The sequence below is a fragment of the Lysobacter sp. Soil_N_51 genome, assembly GCF_057655755.1.
On record NZ_JBDGLR010000006.1, the window covers coordinates 123,419 to 135,496 of the forward strand.

The following is a 12,078-nucleotide window of genomic DNA, read 5'->3' on the forward strand; positions in this document are numbered from 1 at the left end:
TATACGGACGCTCAGGTGATGCGCCCGTGCAGTTCGGCCACGCCTTCGAGCACGGCGCGGTAGCGGTCGCCGCGTTGCAGCGGACCGACGCCCGACGGCGTGCCCATGTACACCAGGTCGCCGGCGCGCAATGCGTACAGGCGCGAGAGTTCGTGCAGGATCTCGGGCACGTTCCAGACCAGATCGTCGAGGGTGCCGCGCTGGCGCGGTTCGCCGTTGACTTCCAGGCTCAGGCTGCGCGCGCCGAGTTCGCCGACCTCGGCCGCCGGCACGATCGCGCTGATCGGCGCGGCATGGTCGAACGACTTGCCGGTGTCCCACGGCAGGCCCTTGGCCTTGGCCTGCGATTGCAGGTCGCGGCGGGTCAGGTCGAGGCCGACCGCGTAGCCGTAGACCAGGCTCGCGGCGTCGGCGACGGCGAGTTCGCCGGGCGGTGCGTCGCGGCCGATGGCGACGACCAGTTCGACTTCGTGATGCAGGTCGGTCGTGCCCGGCGGGTAGGGCACGCTGTCGCCGAGTTCCAGCGAATCATGCGGTTTCAAAAAGAACACCGGCTGGCCGCGATCGGCGGCCGAGGTCGGTACCGCGGCACCCATTTCGCGCGCGTGTTCGGCGAAATTGCGGCCGACGCAGTAGACGCGGCGGACCGGGAACGTGGCGTCGGCGGCGAGGCCCTGGCCGCGCACGGGAATGCGGGTAAGCGGCGGCGCCGCGATCACGTCGCTCATACGCTCAGCGCGCCGTGTTCGAGCGATGCTCGACCTGAGCCGGGTCGACGATGCGGAATTCGCCCTCGACCACCTCGTGCGCATGGCGCGGGCCGCGGCCGGCCATCGGCTTGCCGCGGCGCTGCCACAGCTTGTAGGTCAGGCCGGCGACGATCATCGCCGCGCCGACGAACACGCTGAAGAACACCAGCAAGGCCAGCAGGCCCAGTCCGACGACGCCGAGCACGAAACGCAGGAGGCGGTGACGCGGCTTGCGCGGCTCGAACGCCGTGCGCACGCGCGATTGGAATGCATTCCATTGCGGTCGTTGATCGAAAAAGCGGAAGGTCTGGGCAAACATTTCGGGTGTCGTGAGACAATGCGGCTTGGGCCGGACACTGGAGTATCGTTCCAGGCATGGATGAGGGTGTGAGAACTTCGTTAAATGCCGCGGGCGGCGCCGACCCGGCCGGTCAACCTTTGATCGAGCTGCAGCGCCTGGCCGACGGCGCGTTCGCCGAGGCCGAAGCGAGCATCGACGGCGACGCCGAATCGTTGCTGCTGTACCGCGACGGCGACGCCGTGCGCGCCTGGCTCAACATCTGCCCGCACGCCGGTCGCCGCCTGGACTGGGCGCCGGGCCAGTTCCTCAAGACCAAGGACGGCCTGCTGGTATGCGCCGCGCACGGCGCGAGCTTCGAACTGCTCGGCGGCGAATGCGTGGCGGGGCCTTGTCGGGGCGAATCCTTGCGCGCGATCGAGGTGGTGGTGCGCGATGGGGCGGTGTGGTTGGCCTGAGGCAGCGCCGCGACTGTGCGATAGCCCCCTGTACACGACGCACACTGCAATCGTCCTGACATTGCGCCTATGACGCGGTCGTTGCATCCCGCATCGAATGCGCGATTGCCCCCTGTAGGAGCGGCGTGAGCCGCGACCGCGAAATCGCACATACGACGCAAACGTCAAGGTGGCGGAGACCTCGCGCGGTCGACGTGGTTGTGATTTCGCGGTCGCGGCTCACGCCGCTCCTACAGGAGGCGGGCGTTACTTCGCTCAGGCGGAGGGATTCGGGTTTCTAAGCGGATCGTCGCGCTTGTTTTTTCTGCGACATTACTTGCCCCAAAACAACACATTCACCATCAACACCGTCACCACCGTATAGATCAACGACAACGGCCCGCCGATCCGCCACAGCTCCTTGCCGCTGTAACCGGCCGGGCCGGAGATCATCGAGATCACCGGGTTCGATGCGGTCATGAAATTGTTCGAGGCCGACAGCGCGACGATCAGCGCGAACGCGGTCGGGTTGCCGCCGGCGGCCAATGCGAGGTTGACCGCGAGCGGCACCACCACGATGGTCGCGCCGACATGGCTGATGACTAATGAGAACAGCGTCGTCAGCAGCCCGATCAATATCTCCAGCAGCCACACCGGCGTGCCGGTGGGCAGACGCTCGATCGTATGCCCGGCGATCCACGCCGCCGCGCCGCTGGAATCCATGGCCCAGCCCAGCGGAATCAGGCAGGCCATCAGGAACACGGTCTTCCAGTTGATCGCCGAATAGGCCTCGTCGATGTTGATCACCCCGGCGATCAACATGCCGGCCACGCCGGTCATCAGCGCGATCGACACCGGCAGGCGCGAGGACAGCGCCAGCAGCATCGCCACGGCGAAGATCGCCAGCGCGATCTTGAGCTTGTGCGGACGCTGCTCGCCCTTGGGGTAGTCGGTGACCACGACCAGGTCCTTGCTCGCCGCGGCGCTGGCCAGATCGGTCCAGATGCTGTGGAACACCAGCATGTCGCCGGCGCGCATCGGAACATTGCGCACGTTGTCGCGCAGCACGTCCTTGTCGCGGTTGATCGCCAGCAGGCTTAGACCCGACTGCTTGCGCAAGTGCAGGTCGCCGGCGGTTTTACCGATGTAACCGGAGGTCGCCGGCACCACCGCTTCGGAAATGCCGGCGCGCGAGGGATTGAACAGGTCGGCGAAATTGCGCAGGCGCGAGGACAGGCGCAGGAAGTGGTTCTGGGCGAAATCAGCGACCTGCTGCTTCGGCCCCATCGCGCCGAGCACGCTGCCGACCCAGATGCGGGTGTCGGCCGGCGGCGCCAGGCGCGAGTCGTTGTCGCTCTTGAGCGCCAGCAGCAGCGGCGCGTCGCGCAGGGTTTCGGCTTCGCCCAGCGACATGCCGACCAGGGGGCTGTCGGCGGTCACGGTGAGTTCGTAGACATCGCCCTCGATGCCGTAGGCCTTGGCGAAATAGCTCTGAGTGCGCGCCGGGGTCGCGCCTTTCTCGGTGTCGTCCTTGAGCAGCTTGTCGCCGAAGAAATGGAAATACGCCAGCGACGCGGCGAGCAGCGCGACACCGATCGGCAAAGGCGCGAACATCTTCAGCGGCTCGATCGTGGCCGCGCCCGAGGGCAGGTTGCTGTTGGCGTTGAGCAGCAAGTCGTTGAGCAGGATCAGCGGCGAATTGCCGACCATGGTCAGCGCGCCGCCCATGATGATCGCCGCGGCGATCGGCAACAGCAGCCGCGGCAGCGACAGGCCGGTGCGCGAGGACAGGCGCGCGGCGACCGGCATGTACAGCGCCATCACCGACGGGTTCTGCATGAAGGAGGAATTGAGGCCGGCCACCGCGGTGGTCAGCAGCAGCAGTCGTTGCTCGATGCCGTGCGCGCGCCGCAGCAGCCAGCCGGCGAGGCGGTTGAGCGCGCCGGTGCGGTCCAGGCCGGCGCCGAGGATCATCGTCGCGATGATGCTGATCACCGCGTTACCGGAAAAACCGTTGAACAGTTCGTCGGGCTCGACCAGGCCGGACAGGCCCAGCAGCACCAGCACGACGAGGGCGACCACGTCGGCGCGGATGCGTTCGAACAGGAACATCGCCATCGTGAACACCACCAGCCCGAGAACGAGCTTCATGTCGGTGGTCAGCGCGAGGGCGGTATCCATTTAGGGCCGGGAATCGGGATTGGGGATTCGGGAATCGGAACAGCAAGGGCAAGAGCAAGGCACCGCAGCACTACCGAATTCGGCACCGACAACCTGTCGCGAATGTCCGGTGGCTCGCATCCGATTCCCGACTCCCAATTCCCTATTCCCGGCTCTTGTCGTACAGCAGATCCCAGACGCCGTGGCCGAGCTTCTGGCCCCGGGTCTCGAAATGCGTCTGTGGGCGCCAATCCGGACGCGGCACGCTGCCGCGCTTGCCCGCGCGGTTGACGATGCCCCCAGTCGCATCCAGGACGTCCCACATCTGTTCGGCATAGTCCTGCCAATCGGTGGCGAGGTGCAAGCGTCCGTCGTCGGCGAGCTTGCGCACCAGCAATTCGGCGAACGCCGGCTGCACCAGCCTGCGCTTGTTGTGGCGTTTCTTATGCCACGGGTCCGGGAAATAAATCCGGACCTCGTCCAGCGAACCGTCGGCGACTTCGTTGTTGAGCACTTCGACCGCGTCGTGGTGATACAACCGCACGTGGTCGCTGCCGTCCTCGGCCAGGGCGTTCAACAGCCGGCCGACGCCGGGCGCATGGACTTCGATCCCGATCAGGTCGCGGTCTTTATCGTTATTGGCCGCGAAGCGAAGCGCGTCGCCGTTGCCGAAACCGATTTCAAGCACGCGCTTGGCGCTGCGTCCGAACACTGCGTCGAAGTCGCGCTGCGAGCCGTGGTAATCGATACCGAAGCGCGGCCACAGTTCGTCGAACGCGCGCTGCTGGGCCGGGGTGAAGCGGCCCTGGCGCAGCACGAAGCTGCGCACCTGGCGGCGGCCTTCCTCGACCGTGAACGGCTTGGGCGGGGACTTGGCGCCGTCGCTGGCGAACGGATCGGTCATATCAGCCGATCAAGCCATCGATGGGGCTCGACGCGCTGGCGAAACGCTTGCGCGGAATGCGCCCGGCCTTGAACGCGGCGCGGCCGGCCTCGATCGCCAGTTTCATCGCATGCGCCATCAGAATCGGGTCGCGCGCGCCGGCGATGGCGGTGTTCATCAGCACGCCGTCGCAGCCCAGTTCCATCGCGATCGCCGCGTCGGAGGCGGTGCCGACGCCGGCATCGACCAGGATCGGCACCTTGGCGTTCTCGATGATCTCGAGCAGGTTGTACTTGTTCTGCACGCCCAGGCCCGAGCCGATCGGCGCGGCCAGCGGCATCACCGCGACGCAGCCGATTTCTTCCAGGCGCTTGGCCAGGATCGGGTCGTCGGAGGTGTAGACCATCACGTCGAAGCCGTCCTTGACCAGGATTTCGGCCGCGGCCAGGGTCTGCACGACGTCGGGGAACAAGGTGCGCTGGTCGCCGAGCACTTCCAGCTTGACCAGTTTGTGGCCGTCGAGCAGCTCGCGCGCCAGGCGGCAGGTGCGCACCGCGTCGTCGGCGGTGTAGCAGCCGGCGGTGTTGGGCAGCAGGGTGTAGCGATCCGGCGGCAGCACGTCGAGCAGGTTCGGCTCGCCCGGGTTCTGGCCGATATTGGTGCGGCGGATCGCGACGGTGACGATTTGCGCGCCGGCGGCCTCGGTGGCCCGGCGGGTTTCGTCGAGGTCCTTGAACTTGCCGGTGCCGGTCAACAGGCGCGAGCGGTAGGTTTTGCCGGCGATGACCAGCGGATCGGAGAAGGCGGTGTCAGTCATCCGGCAATTATGGCTGATCGCCGGTGAACATGTCCGGGCCGGGACCGCTCCGGGCGGGGCTGTTTCTGCCTTTCCGCCATCGCGTTCTGCCCGGGCTCGCAGGCCCGACTTGGCCGAATCTGGCCGCAAAGTCCCGGCGCTTGTCACCGGGCTTTAAGCGTTCGCGCGCAGTATTCGCTGTGGCGGTCGGGATCTTGCCGGCCTTTTGAAAGAAGCCGGCAGGCCGCGGAACTCGCTTTCGGCCTTGTTGAGAACGCCGAAGCCTCGCGTCGCGGTTGCGTCGGCCGGGCCGGTCGACCGGCCTCATCCGCGTACCGAGTTGGCATGGTCCGGCCATTGCGGCCACGACGCGCCGAGGTTGCAAGCCTGCGCGTATCGTTCGTTTCTTTGCCGATGGGTCTTATGCGAATGTCCAGACGGAATCGGGTGCGCGGCGCGTGGGCGACGGTGCTGCTGTTGACGAGTCTGCTGTCGGCCGGTCTGGCGACGGCGGGCACCGTGCCGGATGGGTCCGCGCAAACGCCGGCCCCAACCCAGGCCGCCGGCTGCAGCCTCGACGCCGCCGACGCGGCCCAGGCCGGTCCCGACTGCGCCGCGGCCTGGATCGACCGCAACCTGCGGCTCAACGATGTGCAGGCGATCGGCACCCACAACAGCTACAAGCTCGCGATCGCGCCGGACGAGCTCGCGGCCCTGCGCGCGCGCGACCCGGCCGGCGCCGATGCGCTGGACTACGCGCATGCCCCGCTGCACGAGCAACTCGAACTGGGCATGCGCAGCCTGGAGCTAGACGTGTACTACGACCCGAAAGGCGGCCGCTACGCGCATCCGCGCGGCGCGACGGGCCAGGGTTACGGCGACGCCGGGCCCTGGAGCCACGAGACGGCGGCGCGGATGCAGCGGCCCGGGTTCAAGGTCATGCATCTGGCCGATGGCGATTTCCGCAGTCAGTGCACGGTGTTCGTGCAATGCCTGGAGCAGATCCGGGCGTGGTCGCGGACGCATCGCGATCACACGCCGATCCTGATCTTGATCAATGCGAAGGATGGCAAGGGCGGGGCGGATTCGACCTCGTCGCTGCCGTTCGACAGCCGCGCCTTCGATGCGCTCGACGCGGAAATCCGCTCGGTGTTCGCCGCCGACGAACTGATCACGCCGGACCGCGTGCGCGGCAATGCGGCTAACTTGCGCGCGGCGGTGCTGGCCGGGCGATGGCCGAGCCTGGTCGAGTCGCGCGGCAAGGTCCTGTTCGCGCTCGATGAAGATGCGCGCAAGGTCGCGCTGTACCGCGGCAAGCGCCGCTCGCTGGAAGGCCGCGCGATGTTCGTCAGCGGCGATGAAAACGCGAGCGACGCGGCCTACCTGACCCTCAACGATCCGATCGCGCAGGGCGAGCGGATCGCGCGCGCGGTCGCCGCCGGCTTGCTGGTGCGCACGCGCGCCGACGCCGACACCGCCGAGGCCCGGCGCAACGACCCGCGCCGCCGCGAAGCCGCGTTCGCCAGCGGCGCGCAGTACATCTCCACCGATTACCCGAAACCCGACCTGCGCCTGAGCCGCTACCGGGTGACCTTCCCGCGCAGCGAGGTGGTGCGTTGCAACCCGCGCCGCGCGCCGGAGCGCTGCGCCCAGCGGGCGATCGAAGCCGCCGAGAAACACGATTGAGGACGCTCGGCGAAGCGATTTCGTCGCCCGGTTGATCGGCGCCGCGCGAGGCCGGTCCGTGCTTGTGCAGGACGCCAGCGCGGCATCGGCGCGCTTGAGTCGATACGCCGATGCGCATGCGTATGCATCCCGTGTTTCGCGCATTCGCGTCGATGAGGGGCGCGCTCGCATGCGTTTCTTCGCGAATCGCATGCGACCTTGGTCGCGAATCGGATGAAAGTTTGATTAAAAGATTTGATCGAATCGATAGGCGCAAGCTTTGCGTACGCTCGATCGCAGCTTGCGCGGCTGCGGATAAATGCTGTTTTTCGCATGATATTTATCGACTCTTAGGCACATGATCGCACCCGCGCCGCGAAGTGCCTGATTCGAAGTCGGCAAATGGATGGCGACATCGCTGTTCGCGACCTAGACGGCGGCGCCCGGTTTTCGATAATCGGCTTGTAAGCGGCTTCGCGCGCGATCGCGTCGTCGCCATCGCCAATGCCGCGCGCCGCGCGAACCGAAAGCGCGCGCCGCATAAAAGATGTGTCAACGAAACACCACGGCACGGATCGAAGCGTGTTCCATGGCGACAGAAAATACGGGGTTGCGCTCTCGGCCAGTTCGCCGCGCACGGCATCGAGGTTCGCGTGGTTTTTCGCGTTCAACGCGCTCGCGCACGCCGAATTGCCTGCAAATGAAACTTTTTTCGCATGCTGTAATCCGCTCCGCTTTCGTTCTCGGGTTCGAGATCGATCGCGAACCGGCCGATATCGGCCGGCTCCCCCGAAAATCCTAAAGGAGCGTTTTCATGCGTATTTCACTTCGTGCGGCGGCTTTGTCTCTTGCGAGCGTGTGCCTGATCGCGGCGGGCACGGCCGCGGCGGCCGATTCCTACAAGATCAACCTGGGCACCTTCCAGGGCGATTTCGATGAAGACGCCATCGCCCTGGCGAACAGCGAATTGACCAATGCCTGCGTGGCCAATGGCGATACGCCCGGCCCGATCACCATTCACAGCGTCAGCCGCGACGGCTGCAATCTGGTGAGCTTCGTGGACGCCAGCATCACCTGCCATCGCAGGTAAGCCGCAGGCGTCGAGGGATTCCCGTCGCCGGAACATCGGCGACGGGAAAGTAGTGCGCGGCGCGCGGTTGAATGCGAGCCGTATGCCGCCTGCCTTGCGGCGGTCGGCGCGCAAGATTCAATTCGGGGTGCGGCATGGACGGCATCGCGCGCGGCGCGTTGCGCATCCACCGCTCGATCGGGTCGGGTGCGCGAAGTTTCGTGCAAGGGCTCTCAGACTCGACGGCGTTCGCTCGGCAGTCGCAACAGTACGGCGAGGCTTGGGCGTTTCTCGCAATGCATTGAACCCAAGCCAGGCATCGGCATTCGCGTACCGCGACAGCCGCGGGCCCTGCGCTTATCGCAAGATCCCGACGTGGCCCGACTCAACCACCGCCCAGGGCATGCACGATCTCGACTTTGTCGCCTTCGTTCAAGGCCGTGTCGGCGTGGCGCCCGCGCGGCACGATCTCGCCGTTGATCTCGACCGCGACCCGGCGTTCGCCGAGGCCTTCCTCGCGCAGCAGGTCGACCAGCTTGATGGGCGCGGCGAGCACGCGCGGTTCGCCATTGAGCAGAATATTCATGCCGATATTGTTGCGTGTACGTCGCGCGGCGGCCAGCCTTTGCCGCAGCGGGCGGTTCGCTGATCGCCGCGCGGGCCACCGGCCCGATGCTGGCGCGTTGCCGACGCGGCGCGGACACGGTGTCATCGACTGTCTGTGACCTCTGGCCCCGGCGCGCGGCGTCCACGAGGACCATAATCGCGCCGCCGGCTCCGATCGCGGCGCCTCCGGCCGGCCGCGGTCGCGCGCCGCCGTTCCGCAACCGGCGCCCCGAATCGGCACCCCGAATCGGCACGTTTGCCGCGCTGCGCCTTGCTTTGCTCGCGTGGCACATGTTTCGATTCAGCCATCCGGCGGCGTATGTCGCGCCGCGCGGAGCCTCATCCGGCGCCCGATCGTCCTCGTCAGGATCGGTCGAACGCCACCACCGCTACTTATCAATGCAGGGAAGTTAATGATGAAACCCGTTCGCACCGCGCTGGCCGCCGCCCTCGTGCTGGCCGCCGCCCCGGCCTTCGCCCAGACCTATTCGCAGACCGTCTTCATCGGCGACAGCCTGACCGACTCGGGCCACTTCCGCCCGGCGCTGATCCAGGCGGTCGGCCCCAACGGCGCGCTGCTCGGCCGCTTCACCACCAACCCGGGCCTGGTCTGGGCCGAGTACGTCGCCGACTACTACGGCACCAACGCCAACAGCGACAACCAGGGCGGCACCAACTACGCCGTCGGCGGCGCCCGCACCGGCGTCAACACTTCCGGCGCGCTCGGCCCGATCCCGTCGTTGACCACCCAGACCACCAATTACCTCGTCGCCAACGGCGGCCGCGCCGATCCCAACGCGCTGTACACCGTGTGGGGCGGCGCCAACGACCTGTTCGCGGTCGCGGGCGGCGCACCGGCGCAGGCGACCATCACCAACGCGGTCACCGCGCAGATCGGCGTGATCGGCGCGCTGCGCAACGCCGGCGCCGAATACATCCTGGTGCCGACCATTCCCGACCTCGGCGTGACCCCGCAGTTCCGCGCCGGCGGCGCGGCTCAGCAGGCCGCGGGTACCCAGCTGGCGACCACCTACAACACCGCGCTGTACGGCGGCCTGGCCGCGACCGGCCTGCGGGTGATCCCGCTCGACACCTTCAACCTGCTGCGCGAGATCACCTCCAACCCGGCGCCGTACGGCATCACCAATGTCACCGGCACCGCGTGCAACCCGCAGATCACCGCGTCGTCGGTCACCTGCAGCCCGCTCAACTACGCCGCGCCCGGCGCGCCCGACAGCTATGCCTTCGCCGACGGCGTGCATCCGTCGAACGCGTCGCACAAGATCCTCGCCGACTACGCCTTGTCGGTGCTCGAAGCGCCGCGTTTCATCGCCGTGCTGCCGAATTCGGCGGCGACCACCGGCCGCGCCCGCGCCGACCAGGTGACCAACCACGTCGCCGGCGTCCAGGACGGCGACGGCATGCGTTGGTGGGGCAGCGTGCGCGGTGACTTCCAGCGCTACCGCGACGGCGACCTGTACGACGGCGCCGGTCCGGCGCTGACCGGCGGCGTCGACTGGACCCGCGGCAAGCTGGTGTTCGGCGGCTTCCTCGGTTACGGCCAGCAGAAGCAGGACTTCGGCCTGCGCAACGGCGATTTCGACCAGAAGGAAATCAGCATCGGCGGCTTCATCGGCTGGTATGGCGAGCGCGCCTGGATCAACGGCCAGCTGAGCTACACCAAGCTGGACTTCGACATCGACCGCAACGCCAACCTTGGCCCGGCGACCCGCGTGCATCACGGCTCGGCCGACGGCAAGAACGTCACCGCCGCGCTCAACGGCGGTTACGAATTCGGCGAAACCGTGCGTCACGGCCCGGTGATCGGGATCGTGGCCCAGCGCATCGACATCGACGGCTTCGCCGAAAGCGATCCGAACCTGGCGACCTCGCTGGCGTACCCGGACCAGTCCTTCGACTCGCTGATCGGCAGCGTCGGCTGGCAGATCAATTACACCCACAGCGAAAGCTTCCGTCCGTACGCGCGCCTGACCGTCGACCGCGAGTTCGAAGACGCGCCGAAGAACGCCTACGCGCGTCTGCAGACCGTGCCGGGCCTGGGCAACTACGCGGTCAAGGGCCGCGAGTTCGACCAGGACTACGGCACCTTGCTGTTCGGCGCGCGCACCAAACTGTTCGGCCTGGACGCCAACCTCGGCGCCAGCGTCACCGTCGGCCAGCAAGGCGGCAACAACGCCACCGTGTTCGCGCAGATCGGCAGCGGGTTCTGATTGCGGCGCGGTCGCTTTAGCGATCGCGTTTGCTTAGAGGTTTGCGTTGTAGTCGAAGAAACCGGGCTGAAAGGCCCGGTTTTTTATGAGCGGCGATCCGGTTGGTTGTGCGTGGCGATCGGCTTGCGGGCATGCAGTGGCGAGTTGCGATCGGGCGAGGATCGAAAGCGGCGAGGCGATAAGTCGCGGGTCGATCGCGGATCGGTAGTTTTGGCGTGGATGTTCTAGGTGGGGCTTCGGTCGCGACGCTGCGCGGCCCGGGTAGTTATGTTCGCAAGCGATAACCGCTAAAAGCATCTAAGCGGGAGGTGCGCCTCAAGATGAGATCTCCGGGTCGGTTTCGATCCGATCAAAGGGCGTCGGAGCTGAAGCCCGCCCGTCAGCCTTCGTAGGCCCGCGACATCTGGGCCGCAAGGAAGGGAAGTCGCGAGGAAAGGGAATCGCGACGCCGGCCATCGCCATGCGCCCGGGAACGTCTCATCCGCCCTGGCCGCGCCGAACAACGCGCCCCGGTATCCGCATCGCCGCACCACATTGCCACCCGCGTTCGGGCCGAATAGACTGGTCCGCAAGCGGGTGTAGTTCAATGGTAGAACTGCAGCTTCCCAAGCTGCTAGCGTGGGTTCGATTCCCATCACCCGCTCCACTTCAACCCCATCGCGCGCAAAGCGCTGACCCACAAGGGGTTTTCCAAACGACGAGCCCGAAGCGATGCCCTCACCGAGGTATCGTTTGAGGTATCGTTTTCATGCCCAAGCCCTGTTTCTTGACCCGAGACAGCGGTCTGTATGTTCGCTTCCGCGTGCCTGATGACGTGCGTTCACAAGTTCGGTCACGCTTCTTGGTTCGCTCGCTGGGCGGGTTGCGTGGAGATGACGCACGGCTCTCCGCGGCGCTCTGGGGTGTGGCACTCTTGGCCGTGTTCCATCGCCTACGGAAGGGGGATGACGTCGCCGGATTCGATCCGAAGAAGTTCGTCGACATCGCCCAGCGGGCGACGGCACGCTTCGCCAGTGGACGGCGACCGGAGTGAGGATCGGCGGGATCGACTTCGCCACGCAGGGCCTGATCGACGGATGGTGGCGGAATGATCTGCCGCGGTAATAAATAAGAACACCCGCGTCACTATCCTCGACCAAGCAAGCGAGAGGCTCGGCCTTGCGGCGCTGTCTTGTTTTTATTTG

Annotated in this window: 11 protein-coding genes, 1 tRNA gene and 1 pseudogene; 6 read left to right on the forward strand and 7 right to left on the reverse strand. The window is 66.7% G+C overall.

Annotated features, from left to right (window positions below; all coding sequences use genetic code 11):
• Window positions 1–11: 11 nt before the first annotated feature.
• Entirely contained in the window at window positions 12–728 is a 717-nt protein-coding gene (locus tag AC3A4T_RS12525; protein WP_487675690.1) for a fumarylacetoacetate hydrolase family protein, read from the reverse strand.
• Window positions 729–732: 4 nt separating this feature from the next.
• The gene (locus AC3A4T_RS12530; protein WP_487675691.1) at window positions 733–1,068 is read right to left on the reverse strand and encodes a hypothetical protein; all 336 of its coding nucleotides are present in this window, start codon (window positions 1,066–1,068) and stop codon (window positions 733–735) included.
• 119 nt (window positions 1,069–1,187) lie between these two features.
• On the opposite strand from AC3A4T_RS12530, the gene AC3A4T_RS12535 reads away from it, so the two are divergent.
• Window positions 1,188–1,505 (forward strand): Rieske (2Fe-2S) protein, encoded by a 318-nt coding sequence (locus AC3A4T_RS12535; protein WP_487675952.1) that lies wholly within the window; start codon window positions 1,188–1,190, stop codon window positions 1,503–1,505.
• Between the two features lie 312 nt (window positions 1,506–1,817).
• Here the strand turns inward: AC3A4T_RS12535 and AC3A4T_RS12540 are convergent, their stop codons facing one another.
• The 3 genes and pseudogenes from AC3A4T_RS12540 to AC3A4T_RS12550 all read right to left on the reverse strand — a co-directional run bounded on the left by AC3A4T_RS12540 (window position 1,818) and on the right by AC3A4T_RS12550 (window position 5,344).
• The gene (locus AC3A4T_RS12540; protein WP_487675692.1) at window positions 1,818–3,665 is read right to left on the reverse strand and encodes an SLC13 family permease; all 1,848 of its coding nucleotides are present in this window, start codon (window positions 3,663–3,665) and stop codon (window positions 1,818–1,820) included.
• A gap of 154 nt (window positions 3,666–3,819) precedes the next feature.
• Window positions 3,820–4,548: pseudogene (gene trmB / locus AC3A4T_RS12545) on the reverse strand (tRNA (guanosine(46)-N7)-methyltransferase TrmB); the annotation flags it as partial.
• A 1-nt stretch (window position 4,549) separates the two neighbouring features.
• Window positions 4,550–5,344 carry a thiazole synthase gene (locus AC3A4T_RS12550; RefSeq protein ID WP_036106745.1) on the reverse strand — a complete coding sequence of 265 codons (795 nt, stop codon included), beginning with the start codon at window positions 5,342–5,344 and terminating at the stop codon, window positions 4,550–4,552.
• Window positions 5,345–5,752: 408 nt separating this feature from the next.
• Between AC3A4T_RS12550 and AC3A4T_RS12555 the strand changes: the two genes are divergently transcribed.
• Window positions 5,753–7,009: a phosphatidylinositol-specific phospholipase C1-like protein gene (locus tag AC3A4T_RS12555; protein ID WP_487675693.1), complete on the forward strand. Its 1,257-nt coding sequence runs from the start codon at window positions 5,753–5,755 to the stop codon at window positions 7,007–7,009.
• Between the two features lie 329 nt (window positions 7,010–7,338).
• Here the strand turns inward: AC3A4T_RS12555 and AC3A4T_RS12560 are convergent, their stop codons facing one another.
• The gene (locus AC3A4T_RS12560) at window positions 7,339–7,659 is read right to left on the reverse strand and encodes a hypothetical protein (protein ID WP_487675694.1); all 321 of its coding nucleotides are present in this window, start codon (window positions 7,657–7,659) and stop codon (window positions 7,339–7,341) included.
• A 143-nt stretch (window positions 7,660–7,802) separates the two neighbouring features.
• Here AC3A4T_RS12560 and AC3A4T_RS12565 point away from each other — a divergent pair, with 143 nt between their 5' ends.
• Entirely contained in the window at window positions 7,803–8,078 is a 276-nt protein-coding gene (locus AC3A4T_RS12565) for a hypothetical protein (protein ID WP_487675695.1), read from the forward strand.
• 364 nt (window positions 8,079–8,442) lie between these two features.
• Here the strand turns inward: AC3A4T_RS12565 and thiS are convergent, their stop codons facing one another.
• Entirely contained in the window at window positions 8,443–8,643 is a 201-nt protein-coding gene (thiS, locus tag AC3A4T_RS12570) for a sulfur carrier protein ThiS (RefSeq protein ID WP_487675696.1), read from the reverse strand.
• Between the two features lie 457 nt (window positions 8,644–9,100).
• Here thiS and AC3A4T_RS12575 point away from each other — a divergent pair, with 457 nt between their 5' ends.
• The 3 genes from AC3A4T_RS12575 (at window position 9,101) to AC3A4T_RS12585 (ending at window position 11,927) form a co-directional block, all read left to right on the forward strand.
• Entirely contained in the window at window positions 9,101–10,894 is a 1,794-nt protein-coding gene (locus AC3A4T_RS12575) for an autotransporter outer membrane beta-barrel domain-containing protein (RefSeq protein ID WP_487675953.1), read from the forward strand.
• Window positions 10,895–11,466: 572 nt separating this feature from the next.
• Window positions 11,467–11,540, forward strand: a tRNA-Gly gene (locus AC3A4T_RS12580).
• Between the two features lie 102 nt (window positions 11,541–11,642).
• Window positions 11,643–11,927 (forward strand): DUF6538 domain-containing protein, encoded by a 285-nt coding sequence (locus AC3A4T_RS12585; RefSeq protein WP_487675697.1) that lies wholly within the window; start codon window positions 11,643–11,645, stop codon window positions 11,925–11,927.
• Window positions 11,928–12,078 lie beyond the last annotated feature (151 nt).